This is a genomic window from Streptomyces sp. NPDC052301, assembly GCF_044593395.1.
Taxonomy (GTDB): Bacteria; Actinomycetota; Actinomycetes; order Streptomycetales; family Streptomycetaceae; genus Streptomyces.
Map to the genome: position 1 here is coordinate 46825 of NZ_JBIUBE010000023.1, position 15824 is coordinate 62648.

14 protein-coding genes and 1 pseudogene are annotated in these 15824 nt (G+C 69.9%); 8 read left to right on the plus strand and 7 right to left on the minus strand.

Annotated features, from left to right (window positions below):
• Positions 1 to 53: 53 nt before the first annotated feature.
• The 4 genes from ACIHEJ_RS38510 to ACIHEJ_RS38525 all read right to left on the minus strand — a co-directional run bounded on the left by ACIHEJ_RS38510 (position 54) and on the right by ACIHEJ_RS38525 (position 3642).
• On the minus strand, positions 54 to 950 hold the full coding sequence (locus tag ACIHEJ_RS38510; RefSeq protein ID WP_400142512.1) for a GNAT family N-acetyltransferase: 897 nt from the start codon (positions 948 to 950) through the stop codon (positions 54 to 56).
• Between the two features lie 154 nt (positions 951 to 1104).
• A complete protein-coding gene (locus ACIHEJ_RS38515) occupies positions 1105 to 1872 on the minus strand; it encodes an alpha/beta hydrolase (protein WP_400142513.1) in 768 nt (255 codons plus the stop codon).
• A gap of 273 nt (positions 1873 to 2145) precedes the next feature.
• Positions 2146 to 2370, minus strand: a complete 225-nt coding sequence (locus ACIHEJ_RS38520; protein ID WP_400142514.1) for a hypothetical protein — start codon at positions 2368 to 2370, stop codon at positions 2146 to 2148.
• Between the two features lie 81 nt (positions 2371 to 2451).
• Positions 2452 to 3642: an aminotransferase class V-fold PLP-dependent enzyme gene (locus ACIHEJ_RS38525; protein WP_400142515.1), complete on the minus strand. Its 1191-nt coding sequence runs from the start codon at positions 3640 to 3642 to the stop codon at positions 2452 to 2454.
• A 254-nt stretch (positions 3643 to 3896) separates the two neighbouring features.
• Here ACIHEJ_RS38525 and ACIHEJ_RS38530 point away from each other — a divergent pair, with 254 nt between their 5' ends.
• A complete protein-coding gene (locus ACIHEJ_RS38530) occupies positions 3897 to 4634 on the plus strand; it encodes a DUF4097 family beta strand repeat-containing protein (protein ID WP_400142516.1) in 738 nt (245 codons plus the stop codon).
• A 327-nt stretch (positions 4635 to 4961) separates the two neighbouring features.
• Here ACIHEJ_RS38530 and ACIHEJ_RS38535 read toward each other — a convergent pair whose 3' ends face one another.
• On the minus strand, positions 4962 to 5807 hold the full coding sequence (locus ACIHEJ_RS38535; protein WP_400142517.1) for an SDR family NAD(P)-dependent oxidoreductase: 846 nt from the start codon (positions 5805 to 5807) through the stop codon (positions 4962 to 4964).
• Between the two features lie 86 nt (positions 5808 to 5893).
• Here ACIHEJ_RS38535 and ACIHEJ_RS38540 point away from each other — a divergent pair, with 86 nt between their 5' ends.
• On the plus strand, positions 5894 to 6394 hold the full coding sequence (locus tag ACIHEJ_RS38540) for a MarR family winged helix-turn-helix transcriptional regulator (RefSeq protein WP_400142518.1): 501 nt from the start codon (positions 5894 to 5896) through the stop codon (positions 6392 to 6394).
• A 140-nt stretch (positions 6395 to 6534) separates the two neighbouring features.
• Here the strand turns inward: ACIHEJ_RS38540 and ACIHEJ_RS38545 are convergent, their stop codons facing one another.
• Positions 6535 to 7758: a saccharopine dehydrogenase family protein gene (locus ACIHEJ_RS38545; protein WP_400142519.1), complete on the minus strand. Its 1224-nt coding sequence runs from the start codon at positions 7756 to 7758 to the stop codon at positions 6535 to 6537.
• A gap of 167 nt (positions 7759 to 7925) precedes the next feature.
• On the opposite strand from ACIHEJ_RS38545, the gene ACIHEJ_RS38550 reads away from it, so the two are divergent.
• The 3 genes from ACIHEJ_RS38550 to ACIHEJ_RS38560 all read left to right on the plus strand — a co-directional run bounded on the left by ACIHEJ_RS38550 (position 7926) and on the right by ACIHEJ_RS38560 (position 12755).
• Entirely contained in the window at positions 7926 to 8699 is a 774-nt protein-coding gene (locus ACIHEJ_RS38550) for a TetR/AcrR family transcriptional regulator (protein ID WP_400142520.1), read from the plus strand.
• A gap of 240 nt (positions 8700 to 8939) precedes the next feature.
• Positions 8940 to 11858 carry a DUF6531 domain-containing protein gene (locus tag ACIHEJ_RS38555; RefSeq protein WP_400142521.1) on the plus strand — a complete coding sequence of 973 codons (2919 nt, stop codon included), beginning with the start codon at positions 8940 to 8942 and terminating at the stop codon, positions 11856 to 11858.
• 67 nt (positions 11859 to 11925) lie between these two features.
• Positions 11926 to 12755, plus strand: a protein-coding gene (locus ACIHEJ_RS38560; protein ID WP_400142557.1) for an IS5 family transposase whose coding sequence is annotated in 2 segments (ribosomal slippage) — positions 11926 to 12264 and positions 12267 to 12755 — 828 coding nt in all. Because the reading frame shifts where the segments join, the coding sequence is not laid out codon by codon here.
• Positions 12756 to 12952: 197 nt separating this feature from the next.
• Here ACIHEJ_RS38560 and ACIHEJ_RS38565 read toward each other — a convergent pair.
• Positions 12953 to 13114 (minus strand): annotated as a pseudogene (locus ACIHEJ_RS38565) (NAD-dependent protein deacetylase 1); the annotation flags it as partial.
• Positions 13115 to 13256: 142 nt separating this feature from the next.
• On the opposite strand from ACIHEJ_RS38565, the gene ACIHEJ_RS38570 reads away from it, so the two are divergent.
• The 3 genes from ACIHEJ_RS38570 (at position 13257) to ACIHEJ_RS38580 (ending at position 15566) form a co-directional block, all read left to right on the plus strand.
• A complete protein-coding gene (locus tag ACIHEJ_RS38570) occupies positions 13257 to 13835 on the plus strand; it encodes an SMI1/KNR4 family protein (protein WP_400142522.1) in 579 nt (192 codons plus the stop codon).
• A 60-nt stretch (positions 13836 to 13895) separates the two neighbouring features.
• Positions 13896 to 14447, plus strand: a complete 552-nt coding sequence (locus ACIHEJ_RS38575; RefSeq protein WP_400142523.1) for a DinB family protein — start codon at positions 13896 to 13898, stop codon at positions 14445 to 14447.
• Between the two features lie 132 nt (positions 14448 to 14579).
• Complete coding sequence (locus ACIHEJ_RS38580) at positions 14580 to 15566, plus strand: SDR family NAD(P)-dependent oxidoreductase (protein ID WP_400142524.1); 987 nt, start codon at positions 14580 to 14582, stop codon at positions 15564 to 15566.
• Positions 15567 to 15824: the final 258 nt, after the last annotated feature.

Consider the following 15824-nt stretch of genomic DNA (forward strand, 5'->3'; position numbering starts at 1 on the left):
TGCTGTGGCCGCTGTTCCTCTCCCCTCACCCGGCTCGGAGCCGCTCCGCGGACTCAGCCTTCCCCGTGCGACTGATGAGGCTTTGATGCGTCGTGGGAAAAGCGGTACCCGGAGAAGTCCGTGACCGGGACGTATCCGATGCGCTGATAAAGGGCGTTGCTGGTGGGGTTGGCGGGGTTCGTGAACAGGACCACGTCCGTCGCGCCTGCGGTCAGCGCGGCTCGGCTCACCTCGACCGTCACGGCGCCCGCGTAGCCGCGACCTCGGAGGTGGGCCGGGGTGTAGACGGGGTCCACCCGGACCATGCCACCGACCATCGACGTCGAGCCCGCCATGGAGACGGGAGTACCGTCCGGGGTCTCCCAGAACGTGAAGTGTTTGTCGCCGAAGCGCGACCGGGTCCACGCCTCGGCGTCCATGGAGGAAGCCTCTCCGACGGAGGCGGCGAACTCGTTGCACCAGGCGATGACTTGCTCACGGTCCTGTACGTCCATGACCCGACCTCGGCCGTCGGGGCGTGGCTCCGGTGGGGTGAGCGTGCCGAGACGGTGGAGACGGCCCCGCCAGTCGGCCACCGGCGCAGAGCCCGTGTGCCGGTGCCACGCCTCGGCGAAGGCGGTGGCGGTGTCGTGGTCCGCGGTGACGCCGGAGAGCGGGTGGCCGAGACCTGCCAGGTGGGCGGCGAGGGTGTCGGCATGCTCGGGGGAGAAGGTGGTGAGGGTCAGGCGGTGGGTCGGAAGGCGGTAACCGACGGCGCGGACCTCGCCCTCTGACTCCAGTAGGCCGAAGACGGTGGCTTCGCTGCCGTACGCGTCCGCCCCGCGTGTCCGCAGTCTCTCGATCGTGGTCAGCGGAGTGTTGTGCAGGGCCGGGCGCGAACGCAGGAAGTCCCCGGCTCGGGCGAGCAAGTCGTCGACGTCTTCGGTGAAGTGCCAGTCGTCCGGGCGCATGCTTCATGGTCCCGGATGTACTCGACTCGAGGAGGGTATTTCCCGGACGGGCCGTCGCCACGACCCGGTCGGCCCCCTTACGGTGCGCAGGGGTTACGCCGGCTCGCCCCGAGCCACGGCTGCGGCGCCCCGCCGGACGCCGCAACCGCTCACATCAGGCCGGTGAGGCGACCGGCCGGCCGAAGTGCCGGGCGAAGAACCGGACCGCGCTGTCGGCCTCGAATCTGGGCAGTTCCTTGTGCCTGCCCGAGTTCACGTGCAGCGTCTTCTCCTTCGAGGCGAAGGCGTCGAACAGCGCGAGACCCTCCTCGCGCGAGATGTGCTCGTCGTCCCACTGCAGGTCGAACTCGATCGGGACGGTGATCTGCTTCGCCTTCTCGGCCAGGACGTGGGGCCAGTGCTGGCCGAAGACAGCGGCGGTGATCCTGGGTTCGATCGCGACGAACGGTATGCCGATCGCGGTGCCCATGTTGAGGCCCCAGAAGCCGACCGGCCCGTCGGTGCCGATCTCCGGGAGTTCCTGGAGGGCGTCCAGGGTCGCCCGGTACTCGGGTACGGCGAGATCCGCCAGGTGGGCGTTGTAGCGGACGACGATCGGCCCTTCCGGCTCGCCCGCCGCCCGCGCCCGGAACAACTCGGCGATTTCCGCCTCGTCGTGTGCCGTGCGCGGCCGGTCGCCGTGACCGGGCGCGTCGATGACGGCGACGTGGAAGCCGCAGCCCGTCACCAGGAGCCGCGCACGGCCGGACATCGCCGGATGCTTCTTGTGGTTGCCGCCGCCGTGGGCCAGCAGGACCAGGGGCGCGCGATCGGACCTACTGGAGGCCGGCGACCAGAGAACGCCGGGGACACCGCCCACGGTGAAGTCGCGTTCGACCACGCCGTTCGAGGAAGATTCGGCAGTGAACTGCAGAGAGTGCATCGGTGTTGCCTTTCGGGAGTGCCTTGTTGTCGAGGCGCTCCCGGCGACACTTACGTCAATCGCCGGCCGTGATGGGAAGGGGGAGCACCCACGTCGATACAGCGTTCATGGGTCTCACCTCCTCGGCCGGTGTCACGGTCGACTGCAAGCTATCACCTCGATCGCCGCCCCTGACAACCCGATTACCCGTCGCCGCGTCGCCCGGACGCTCGGGGTGGATTCCCAGCGAGGGTGACGAGCACCGCGCCGTCGTCGCCGCACCCGGGTGCGGCGTCATGCGCCTTGGCCTGCTCTTGGACGAGAGCTCCACTCCCGGCGCAGGACGAAGACCCGCAGGACCGCGACGCCGAGAAACACCAGACCCACGACGACTCTTTGCCAACCACCCACAACGGCGAACCAGTAGAGGCCGAGGCCGGCGAAGAAGAGGCTGACGGCGATCAGCAGGGGTTCACGGATCCAGAACGGCAGGACACGAAGAATCACGTTGATCAACATCGAGCCAGCTGAGCAGGCCCGTACCTTTGATGCAGTGGTGGAAGCCACAGTTCCGAACCGCTTGCGGTCCACTCGACGGGATCACCGGAGACCGCGCCCGGGTGCGGGAAGGGCGCTGAGCAGTCGGTCGATCTCGGCGTCCGTGTTGTAGTAGTGCGGGGAGGCGCGGACCACCGAGGTGAGGGCGCGGGGTTCGAAGTCCCAGCGTGCGGAGTCCACGACCGAGACCGAGACGTTGATTCCGCCGGCGCGCAGAGCGCGGGCGATGTCGTGGCTGTCGTGGCCGTCGACCGTGAAGGTCACGATGCCGCACTGCTGGACCCCCCGGTCGCGGATCTGGACGCCGGGCACGTCGCGGAGGCGTGTGCGCAGGGCCGCGGCGAGCTGGGTGACGCGATCCTCGATCGCCTCCAGGCCGAGGTCGAGGGCGTGGTCGACGGCGACACCCAGGCCGATCTTGCCCGCGACAGAGGTCTCCCAGTTCTCGAACCGGCGGGCGTCCGAGCGGACCTGGTAGGTGTCCGGTGACGTCCAGGTGGCGGCATGAAGATCCAGGAAAGGCGGCTCCAGCCGCTCACGGATGCGCGGGGAGCAGTACAGGAAGCCGGTGCCACGAGGGCCCCGCAGGAACTTGCGGCCGGTTCCGCTGAGCAGGTCGCAGCCGATCTCTTCCACGTCGAGGGGCATCTGCCCGACCGACTGGCAGGCGTCCAGCAGGAACGGCACACCGGCCTCGCGGGCCACCTTGCCGATGTCGGCAGCCGGATTGACCAGACCACCCTGGGTCGGCACATGCGTGATCGCGATCAGCCTGACCCGATCGTCGATCATGGAGCGCAGCGCGTCCACGTCGAGCCGGCCGTGCTCGTCGTCGGGCACCACATCGACGCGGATGCCGTGGCGGCGGGCCACCTGCAAGAATGCGATCGCGTTGCTCGCGTACTCGGCACGGGCCGTCAGAACCCGGTCGCCGGCCGTCCACGGCAGCGAGTAGAAGGCCATGTCCCAGGCGCGGGTGGCATTCTCCACCACCGCGATGTCGTCCCGGCCGGCGCCCAGCAGGCGCGCCAGCGCGTCGTAGGTGTGCTCGATCCGCTCGGACTGCGCCGCGGCCGCCTCGTAACCGCCGATCTGCTCCTCCAGGCGGAGGTGTTCGACCACCGCGTCGACCACCTGGCGGGGCGGCAGCGCGGACCCCGCGTTGTTGAGATGGGCCACGCGCTCCACCCCTGCCGTCTCCTGACGGACCCGAGTGACGTCGATCAGCGCCATCAGCGTCCAGCTCCTTCGTGATCCAGCGTCGCCGTGCGAACCGTTTTGCCCTGTGCAGCGTGCGGTGGTGATCAATGCCCTTGAGACGGTACGCCGAAAAGCTCAGCCACGCCCCTGCGACGCCCGCTCGCTGCGGACAACCGGCGAGCGCTACGGGCCCCGCATGGGGGTTTTCCCCATCGGAAGCGGAACTGCGGCTCGATAGGATCCCGGTGACTGAAGATCAACTGGATTCACAACACGGGGGACCCTCAATGCGACGCCCACAGACACGTGTCCTTACAGCAGCGGCCTCGGCTGCCCTTGCCGTCGGCGGGCTCTCCGCGTGCTCCGTCGTCGATCACAAGACCTTCCAGGACGACGCGAAAGTCCCTCAGAAAGTGACCTCGATCCGTCTCGACAGCGGCAACGGAGGGGTGAAGGTGACCGCCTCGGCGGACGCCTCCACGATCTCCGTGCACCGCAAGGTCAACTACCGCGGTGACAAGCCGAGTGGCACGTCCTTCCACGTCGAGAACGGCGTTCTGATGCTCTCCGGCTGCGGCCGGGACTGCGGCGTCGACTACGTCGTCAAAGTGCCCGCCGGTCTTCCGGTGACGGGAGGCACGTCCAACGGCGACCTCGCCCTGACCGATGTCGGCGCGGTCGATGTGCACACGACCAACGGTGAGATCGCGGTGAACAACGCTTCGGGCCCGGTGAAGCTACGCACGTCCAACGGTGACGTCGACGTCGAGGGAGTCGAGGGCGACGGCATCGACACCCGGACGTCGAACGGCGAGGTGACGATCCAGGTGGCCACCCCGCAGGACATCGAGGCCCACACGACCAGCGGCGGCCTCACGGTCACGGCGCCGGCCGCCAGGTACCGGATCTCGGCGAGCGACGCCCACGGCGACAAGAAGGTGGCGTTCAAGAACGATCCGTCGGGCAAGTACCGCCTGGATCTGTCGACGACGAACGGTGACTTGACCGTCAAGGCGGCAGGCTGAGCCCGATGGCCTCCTGCACCTGGTGCGGGGCGACGGCCCCGTAGGTCTGCGGCGGCTCCGACGGACCGCACCACGTCCGGCAACCGCGGTCCGGGCCGGCCTCGCGCGACGCGTCCCGTAGCTGGTGCGTCGCCGCGGCCGACCAGGCCGGCAGGGCCTCGCGGTCCCGAGGCGCGGTCCCGACGCCCTGCGACGGGGACGTGGCCGGGGGAGCGGCGGCTGGGCCGGCGTCGACGACGGCGGCCCAGCGGCGGACCGCGCGCCCCGAAGTGCCTGCTGTTCTGCTCGGTTCGGGGTGTCGCGGGACTGGGCGGGGCGCGGGGTCGCTCAGGCGACCCAGGTGCCGGTGAGGCCCTGGACCGCGGAGCCGTCGACGTCGGCCAGCTTGGTGCCGACGAAGGCGCGGGCCCAGTCGGTGGTCTGGATGCGGAAGGCGGGCCGCTCGGCGTCGAGAGCCTCCATGACCGCCTCCGCCGCCCCGGCCGGGGTCTGGGCACTGCCGTCCAGGAACTGCTTGGCGGTGCGGTCGATGTACCGGCGCAGGGCGGCGGTGTACGGGCCGGCGTCGATGTCGGCGGCGAGGTCGACGCCGATGTTGTTCACGAACTCGGTGGCCACGGCCCCGGGTTCCACGACGGTGACGCTGACGCCCAGACTCCGCGCGACGGGAGCCAGGCTCTCCATGTAGCCCTCGACCGCGAACTTGGCCGCGCAGTAGGCCTCGTTGAACGGCTGGCCGACGACGCCGCCGACGCTGGTGACGGTGATCAGGCGTCCGCCGGTGGCGCGCAGGTGCGGCAGCGCCGCCTTGGAGACGCTCAGTACGCCGAAGAAGTTCACCTCCATCACGTTGCGGATGTCTTCCACGGAGTCGTTCTCCAGGGTGCCCAGGTGGCCGGCGCCCGCGTTGTTGACGACGGCGTCCAGGCGGCCGTAGTCGGCGATCACGCCGTCGACGGCGGCGGTGACGGACGCCTCGTCGGTCACGTCGAGCTGCCGGATGTCGAGCTCCACGCCTGCTGCGGCGGCAGCCTCGCGCAGAGCGCCGGCGCGGGTGGTGTCGCGGAGCGTGGCGACCGTGCGCCAGCCCGCCCGGGCGGCGGCAACGGCGGCGGCGAGGCCGATGCCGGAGGAGGTTCCGGTGATCAGGACGGTGCGGGGGGTGGTGGACATGGCGGAGCCTTTCACAGCCGGTTATGTGCGTGCACACACAACATAGCTTTATGTGTGTGCGCACGCAACTCGCCTATACTCGATCCATGCCGAAGAAGCTGCCCCAGGCCGAGATGCCCGCCGCGGACTACGCCTTCTACGGGCTGGTCTGGGCGGGCACCGTGATGACCGAGCGCGTGGACCGAGCCCTGATCAAGGCGCACGATCTGCCTGTCTCCTGGTTCGAGGTGATGCTGTGGCTGGCGTCCAGCCCCGAACCCGTGCCTGCCTCCGTCCTCGGCAACAGCACCATGCTCAGCCGCAGCCAGGTCTCCCGGGTCGTGGACGCCCTGCAGAACCGGGGACTGGTGACCCGTACGCCATCGGTCCGCGACGCCCGGTCCGTCGAGGTCTCGCTCACCGCCGACGGCCGCCGCCTCTTCGAGCAGGCCGACGCCACCCGCCGTGAGGTCCTGGCGCCGGTCTTCACCGACCTCCTCGACGAGCACGACATCGCGGCCCTCGGCACGGTATGGCGCAAGCTCAAAGCGGAGAAGGAGAAGCTGGGGGAGGAGCCGACGACCGGTTCCACCCGGTCACGCCGGTGAGCCACCGATCGTGACACGAGCCGCCCGCCACCTGGGACAACGAGCGAGGCGAGCGGACGGCCGGGTCGGCTCGGGGTCCGCGGCGACCGGACGCCCGGCCCCTTCCCCCTCGAACCGGGCGCTGTGCCGCCCGGCCGGTGTCAGCCCTGTTCGCGCAGGCCCCACGGTGAGCCGTACTCGGTGAGCAGGTCGAGGAAGGGGCGGGGCGGAAGGGCCTCGGCGCCGAGGACCCCCTGGCCGGTCCAGACGCCGGTGGCGAGCAGTTCGAGGGCGACGACCGGGTTGACGGCGGTCTGCCAGACCACGGCCTGGGAGTCGTACTCGCGCATCGACCACTGGTTGTCGACCACGTGGTAGAGGTACACCTCACGCGGAGCGCCGTCCTTGGTGCCCTTCACCCAGGTGCCCGCGCACGTCTTGCCGGTCATCCGCTCGCCGAGGGTGGCCGGGTCGGGCAGGCAGGCGGCGACCACGTCACGCGGGGAGACCCGGACGGGCCCGCCGTCGCCGGGGACGGTGACCCTCGCCGTGGAGTCCAGGCCCAGCTCGTGCAGGACCTTGAGCTTGGCGATGAAGTCGTCGCCCAGCCCGTACTTGAACGTCACCCGGCGGGCGTCCACCCAGCGCGGTATCAGCAGCACCTCCTCGTGTTCCACGTTCACGCACTCGACCGGGCCGATGCCCTCGGGGAAGTCGAAGACCTCCGGCTCGCTGAACGGCGCGGTGGTGAACCAGCCCCGGTCCCTCTCGTAGACCACCGGAGGGTTCAGGCACTCCTCGATGGTGGTCCAGATGCTGAAGGAGGGGGCGAAGCCATAGCCCTCGACGGTCAGGTTCGCGCCGTCGCGGACGCCGATCTCCTCGATCTCGTCGAAGAGTTCGTCTGCGGCGTACCGGGCGAAGACGTCGGACAGACCGGGTTCCACCCCCATGCCGACCAGGGCCAGCCGGCCTGAGGCCTCCCAGCGGTCCGCCAGCTCGAACTGTCCGTCGCCGAGCTTGACGCCGCACACCTCGTACGGGCGCTCAGGGTGCGGGGCGGACAGGGACATCGCCATGTCCACGTAGTGCGCACCCGCCGCGAGTGCCGCACGGAACAGGGACATCACGAACCGTGGGTCGGTGGCGTTCAGCAGGACGTCACAGCGCTCCTCGGTGAGCAGCCGGCGCACGCCGTCCTCGTCGGAGGCGTCCAGGCGCCGCGCGCTGAACCGGTCCCCGTCCTCCTTCAGCGCGGCGACGGCCGCCTCGGCCCGGGTCAGGTCGTAGTCGGCCACGACCATGTGGGTCAGGAAACCGCGACGGGCCGCGATCCGGGTCACAGCGGTCCCGACCCCGCCCGCGCCCACGAGCAGTACTCGCATGTCACACACCTTTCTCCTGGAGCACACCTTCACGAGACGCCCTGATGCAACGGGACCGCGCCATGTAGAGTCAACCGTGTTGGCATAAGGTCGCCCGACACGGCGCCGAGGGGTTCGCCGTCTCGGCGACGCGTGTGTGGTCCCGGCCAGGAGGGGGAGTGGTCCGCGTGGCCAAGCAAGTGGTGCCGGAAGGGGCACGACGCAGACGACGGCCGACCCGAGCGGGCACCGTGCTGTCCGAGAGGCTCATCGTGCACACCGCCCTGCGGGTACTGCGGGAGCACGGCGTCACCGGCCTGACCGCGCGCCGGCTCGGCACCGCCCTCGGTGCGGACCCCAGCACGCTGTACCGCTACTTCGCCGGCATGGACGACCTCACCCGCGCCATCGGCGAGGAGCTGATGGGGCAAGCGCTGGACAACTGGTCGGCCACCGGCGAGTGGCGGGCCGACCTGCGCGCCCTGGGGCTCGCCATCCACTCCTCGTACCTCGCCCACCCGCAGGCCGCTGCCCTGACCACGAGCCGGGTCACCGGCCGGCCCCGGGAGATCGCGGTCGACGAGACGATCCTCGGCATCCTGCGCACCGCCGGCTTCCCGGACACCACCGCGGTCCGCCTCTACCACGCCTTCATCGACCTGAGCCTCGCCTTCGCCGCCCTCGACGCCGGCGCACTCGCTCTCGCCGAAGAGGCCCGCGCGACGGACGAGGAGATGTGGACCTCCACCTACGCCCGGCTCCCCGCGGAGTCCTACCCCCACATCGCGGCGACCGCCCGCCTACTGGCCGCCCGCATGCCCCACAGCGCCTACCCGGTCGTCCTGGACACCCTCCTGGACGACGCCGCCGCACAGCTGGCCGCCGCACAGTCCGCGGCAGCGGCCGGCGAGCAGTCCGGGCGGCGGGAAAAGCCGGACAACCGCGCAACGGAGGATCCGTGAGTGCGAGCGCGGACAGCGGGCGCGTCTGACCGGCGGGGGCGCCAGACAGCCGCGCCACCATGGCTGCCGCGCCGGTGGTCCGCTGCATCGGCGGAACGATCACATTCGCAGGGCGGACGGGCCGGCCGGCGCGGCGACGGCCGCGCGGTCGCTCGCCGACGCCTCCCGGACAGCTGTGCCGAGCGGGCGGTCCACTCCAGGTGACGTCCCGCCGCCGGCACGACTTCAACCGGCTGCCGCGTGGGCGTCGACGGGTATGCCCGCATCGAACTGCCAGGCGTCTTGTCCCTGACGCTGCGCCGTACTCACCTGTCCGGCTATGCATCGGGAAACCTCTTCGGCCCGTCATGGGCGTCCACCCTCGATGAACGTCTCGAAGAGAACGGCGAGTCGAGGGACGTGCGATGGTACCGAGAGGACGGCTCGATCCTCGTCTATCCCCGACTGCCCGACCTCGTCGGCGATCGCGTGGAACCGCTGGCAGGCACGTGCCTGCCCCTCACCTACGTCTCCCGGGGCACCGTCTACACCCTCACCGTGAAGGACCCTCACACCGGTGTGAAGCGTCATTTCGAATCCTCTACGGTGCGCAACGGCGTGTGGTGGCTGACCGCTGTCGAGGATGGCAACGGCAACACCGTCACCATCGAGCGTGGTGAGGACGACGTGCCGACGGGGGTCACTCACGCCGGCGGCTACCGAGTACGCGTCGACGCCGATACCGATGTCAAGCGCGTCACCGCTCTCCACGTCCTCACCGGCGACGGTGCGATCCGTGTCCGCACGTTCCGCTACGACGGCTCGGGGGACTTGACCGAAGTACGCAACGCGGTCGAGGCCTCCCTCCACCTCACCTACGACAACGCCCACCGCATCACCGGCTGGCGCGATTCCAACGGCACCACCTACGCCTACACCTACGACGATCGGCATCGCGTCGTAGCCACGCACGGCAGCGGCGGCATCCTCGAGTCCCGCCTGGAGTACGGCGGCCCGGACGACGACGGCACGACGACGGTCACGTACATCGACTCCCTCGGCCATGCCACCCGTTACCGAGCCAACCGGCACGGGCAGATCATTGCCATCACCGACCCGCTCGGCCACACCACCACGCAGTCCTGGGACCGCCAGGACCGTCTGCTGTCCCGCACCAACCCCCTTGGCGACACCCTCCGTCACACTTACGACGAGAAGGGAAACCTCCTCACGACCGAGCACGAGGACGGGACGCGCACCACCATCTCGTACGACGCGCTCAACCTTCCTTCCGTGGTCACCCTGGCCGACGGCAGCACCCTTCGGCTGGCCCACGACGCGCAAGGCAATCTGATCGAGGTGACCGCGGCCGACGGAAGCACGAGCCGGTACACCTACGATGCGGCGGGGGCCCTGGCCACGCTCACCGATGCCCTGGGCCCCACCACCACCATCCAGAACAACCCGGCCGGGCTTCCGCGCGCTGTCACGGACCCGCTGGGAGCGACCGCCACTTACAGCCGTGATGCATTCGGCCGGCTCGCCGCCCTGACCGACCCGCTCGGCGTCACCACGACCATGGAATGGTCGGCCGAGGGCAAGCCCCTACGGCTCACGGTCCCGGACGGCAGCACCGAGACGTGGCAGTGGGACGGCGAGGGCAACGGCATCCGGCACACCGACGCCACCGGTGCTGTCACCGGTTTCGAGTTCACCCACTTCAACCTGATCGCGGCCCGGGTCGCCCCCGACGGGGCCCGCTACGAGTTCGAGCACGACACCGAGCGGCGGTTGACCAAGGTCACCGACCCGCACGGCCTGACCTGGAAGTACGAGTACGACGCGGCAGGCCGTCTGATCAGCGAGACCGACTTCGACGATCGGCGGGTGACCTATGACCTCGACGCTGCGGGTCAGTTGATCGCACGAACCGGGGCGGCCGGCGGCACCATCCGTTTCGAGCGGGACGCCCGAGGACGCACGATACGGAAGGACGCAGCGGGAGCGGTCACGTCCTTCACCTACTCGCCGGTCGGCGAACTCGTCCGTGCCACGGGACCCGATGCGGAACTGATACTCGACTGGGACGAGGCCGGGCGGCTGCGGGCCGAGACCGTGAACGGGCGCACTGTGCACTACACCTATGACGCCCTTGGCCGTCGCCTCACCCGCACCACGCCTACCGGGGTCACCTCTGCCTGGTCCTACGATGCGGTCGGCAACGCCGTCTCCTTGACCTCGTCCGGGCGTACCCTCGCCTTCACACACGATCGAGCCGGGCGGGAGCTTGCCCGCAGCCTCGGCGACGCCCTGGTTCTGACCAGCGCCTACGACTCCCTCGGCCGGTTGGCTCGGCAGGAACTGACAGGGCACGGGAGTCGGCGCCTGCTCGATCGCAGCTATGTGTACCGGTCCGACGGCCTGCTGACCGGCATCGATGACCACCGCTCAGGCGCCCGCCGGTTCGACCTCGACCCGGTCGGCCGCGTCACCGCTGTACACGCCGACGGCTGGACCGAGGCATATGCCTACGACGCGGCGGGCAACCAGACCATGGCCACGTGGCCGACGGGCATGCCCGGACGGGAGGCCGCAGGCAGTCGCACCTATGAAGGCACTCGGGTCCGGACCGCCGGCAACGTGCGGTACGAGTACGACTCGGAGGGCCGTATCACCGTACGGCGCCGGACCCGCCTGTCTCGCAAGCCGGAAGTGTGGCGCTACGCCTGGGACGTGGAGAACCGACTGACACAGGTGGTGACGCCCGACGGCATCACCTGGCGATACGGGTACGACCCGCTGGGCCGACGGATCGCCAAGCAGAACCTTGCCCCGGACGGCCGCACCGTCACAGAGCAGACCGACTTCCTGTGGGACAGCACCACGCTCGCCGAACAGACGACGCGGACGCCGGGCAGCGGTCACCAGGCGCTCACCCTGACCTGGGAGCACCGAGGGTTGCGACCGGTGTGCCAGACCGAGCGCAAGCACCTCGGCGACACGGAGACGGACTCCCGTTTCTTCGCCATCATCACCGACCTGGTCGGCGCCCCCACCGAACTCGTCGACGAGCAGGGCTCTGTCACCTGGTACACCCGGGCGACGGTGTGGGGTGCCACCGCCTGGAACAAGGAGGCCGGTGCCTGGCCGCCGGCTTCAGCCATTGCCAGCACGGCCTAGAGCGTGTCTGCTTGATGGGTTGGTCAGTTGATCGGATGTGTCCGTCCGATTAGTGATCACCGATACGATGTGGGACCGGATCGAGCCGCTGATGCCGGCCGATCCAGTCCGCGGGCGGCGATGGGCCGACCACCGCCGCACGCTCGAGGCCATCGCGTGGAAGTACCGCACCAATTCGCCCTGGCGAGACCTTCCCGACGAGCTGGGCTCGTTCCAGACCGCTCACAAACGGCTGATCCGATGGGCCGTCGACGGCACCTGGGAGATGATCCTCGCCGCCGTCCTGGCGGCAGCGGACGCCGATGACGACCTCGACTGGACGGTGTCGGTGGACTCCACCGTTGTGCGGGCCCATCAGCACGCTGCCGGAGCACGCAAAAGGGGGCGGCCCGCCTGGGAGAGCCCGCCGAGCATGCGCTGGGACGCTCCCGCGGCGGGCTGAGCACCAAGGTCCACTTGGCCGCGGACGGCCGCTCTCGACCCCTGGCCTTCACCGTCACCGCAGGCCAGGCAGGTGATGCACCCGCCTTCGAAACGGTGATGTCTCGCATCCGCGTGCCTCGCACCGGCCCGGGCAGGCCCAGGACCCGGCCCCTGGCCGTTCTGGTCGACCGCGCGTATTCCTCACGTGCCATCCGCACCCACCTGCGGCGTCGGGGCATCCGTGCGGTCGTCCCACAGCCGTCAGACCAGGTGGGCCACCGCCCGCGGCGAGGCCGACTCGGTGGCTGTCCGCCTGGCTTCAACAGCGAGGCCTACAAACAGCGGAACACCGTCGAGCGGTGCATCAACCGCCTCAAGCAGTGGCGCGGCCTGGCCACACGAACCGACAAGCTGGCGATCGCCTACCAGGCCGCACTCCACCTCGCGAACATCCTCATCTGGACCCGACGCTGACCAAAGAGACAGAACCTAGAGGGAGCACATCCCGGCTGACAGCTCCCCCTGGCGTCAACATCGCCGATCTACCCTGAGTACTCCGGTTGGCTCCGCGTCGTCGAGCGACTGACTGCGCCTACGGCAGACAGCGCTTCGCGATCACCAGGCCCGGTCATCACCGAAGTCGTCTCATCGCTGCCGATGCTCGCGGGGTGCTCGGGATGCGTTGACGGAATCCCACTGTCGGTGGAGATGCCCGCCCCGCTGAGCACCAGCACACCGCCGGCGCCCAGCGCATCGGCGACCGGTTCCAGATCGGTGGTGCCCGGCGGCAGGTCCTCCGCAGGGGTCCAGCTGAGGGTGGGGCGCATGCGCATGCCGCCAGGGTACGCACCGGGCTGCCTCCGGTCGTCCACACCGATCAGCACCGCGCGGGGGCGGTCCGCACCCTCATCGGGCGTTGTCAGTACCCCCTGGCACCCTTCGTACCGGCGCGACCTTTGAGCGAAGGAGAGAGCCGTGCGCAGCGACTTCACGCCCGTACCAGAGATCGAACAGACGTGGGCCCGCGTCACCGACTGGCTGAACGCCCACGCCCCTCGGACCGCGGCCACCCTGTACCGGCCCGCGCCGCCGCAGGTGATCGACGAAGCTCAGGAGCGCATGGGCACCGCCCTGCCGCCCGAGCTGTGGACGCTCTTGACGCTGTCCGGCCTCGACACCCCCGGGGACGAGTACGGCCTCGACGGGTTCTATGTCAACGGTCATGACTACCTCGGCATACACGTCATCGAGCGTTGGCACGCCTGGCGCTGGGCGATTCAGGAGGACAACCCGGATCTCGACCCCGCGTATCCGTTCTGGCGCAAGGAGTGGATCCCCATCGCAGCCGCCACGTCCGACTACTTCTTCGGGCACTTCCTCGACGGCCGTACCGGCGAGATCGGCAGGTGGGGTCATGCGTCGTCCACGGACGAGGGCGTGTACCCGTCCCTGGCCGCGTTCCTCGGCGAGACAGCCGACCACATGGAAGCCGTCTCCTCCGGCCACGCAGACGGGTGCGGGGCGGTCCGGGACGGCCGCCTGGTCTGGAACTGACCACGTCGTACCGTCCGCGGCGGGTTCCCGGGGCGGTCACCCGGAGCCCATGATGTGGCCATGAAGACTCCCGACCGACGGATCGAACTGTTCACCGGCGCCGGCAGCGAGCACCGGTTCAGCGGCCCCGCGACCGGCGACGAACGGACCATGCTGGTGGCTGTGCTGGACGCCCAGCGCGCCACCCTGAAGCTGAAGTGCTCAGGACTGGGCGGCGAGTTGGCCCTGCGGTCCGTGTCCCCGTCCTCGCTCTCCCTGCTCGGCCTCGTACGGCACCTCACCAACGTGGAGCGCCGCTGGTTCCGGGCCGTGCTCGCCGGGCACGACGTCGAACTGCGCTTCTCCTCCGCGGACGTTCCCGAGGGCGACTTCGACGGCGCCGGCCCCGACCCCGAGGTCGTAGCGGCGTCCTGGGCGGCCTGGCACGCCGAAGTCGCCTTCGCGCAGGCGTTCGTCGCCGAGGCCGCGCATCTCGACATCGAGGGCCACGACTCCTGGCGGGGCACGGTCTCCCTGCGGTGGGTGCTCATCCACATGATCGAGGAGTACGCCCGTCACAACGGGCACGCCGACCTGATCCGCGAACGCATCGACGGAGCGGTCGGGGTGTGACCCCGGGCGGCCGCGCCGGCCCCGCTGTACGCCTCGACCGTCCTCCGGCTACTCGACGCCCACGGAATCCGGTCCGTCCGGCGCGGGGTCTCGCTTGACTTGGAGAGCACTCGAATTCGTAGCGTTCCGGGTATGACTGCACAGCACAAGATCGGTTCCGGTTTCGGCGCCACCACTACCGCCGACGACGTCCTGCAGGGCGTCGACCTGACCGGAAAGCTCGCCCTGGTCACCGGCGGCTATTCGGGGATCGGCCTGGAGACCACCCGCTCGCTCGTCAAGGCCGGCGCCCACGTGGTCGTGCCCGCGCGCCGCCCGGTCACCGCAGAACAGGCGGTGGCCGACATCCCCGGCGTCGAGCTGGACGAGCTGGACCTCGGTGACCTGGAGAGCGTGCGCGGCTTCGCCGAGCGGTTCCTCGCCTCCGGACGCACCATCGACATAGTGATCGACAGCGCCGGGATCATGGCGTGCCCGGAGACGAGGGTGGGGCCCGGCTGGGAGGCCCAGTTCGCCACCAACCACCTCGGTCACTTCGCCCTCGTCAACCGTCTGTGGCCCGCGATCGCACCGGGCGGCGCCCGGGTCGTCTCCGTCTCCTCCCGAGGCCATCACTTCTCCGGCATGCGCTGGGACGACATCCACTGGCGGCACGGCTACGACAAGTGGGAGGCCTACGGCCAGGCCAAGACCGCCAACGTCCTGTTCGCCGTCCACCTCGACAAGCTCGGCCGCGACGCAGGCGTCCGTGCCTTCGCCCTGCACCCCGGCGGCATCATCACCCCGCTCCAACGACACCTGCCCAAGGAGGAGATGATCGAGCGCGGCTGGATCGACGAGGACGGCAACGTGCTCAACCCCGAGGGCTTCAAGACTCCGCCGCAGGGTGCGGCCACCCAGGTGTGGGCGGCGACCTCGCCGCAGCTGGACGGGCTCGGCGGCGTCTATCTGGAGGACTGTGACATCGCCGAGCCGGCGACGGACGACGACGAGCGCAGCGGCGTCAAGGACTGGGCGATCGATCCGGGGCAGGCGGCGCGGCTGTGGGACCTGTCGGCCGAACTGACCGGCGTCAACGCGTTCGCCGTCCAGGACTCCCAGGAACCCGAGAGCCGGTGAACACGGCGAGGTTCTGCACGATGAAGAACCGCTCCCGTACGACGGGGTGAGCGAGCCCGGCGGAGCGGCCCGTCCGGGACGGCTCCGACGCCCTGCTCGCACCGGCGCCGCAACGAGAAAGCTGCAGCGCGGCCGGTCCGTCGTCGATGATGCCCCCCATGAACGCAGATCTGGTGAGGTTCATCGAGGAACGGCTCGACGAGGAGGCCGACTTGGCCCGGCCTGCCTGAATCCGCACGACCATGAGGCGCGACGATC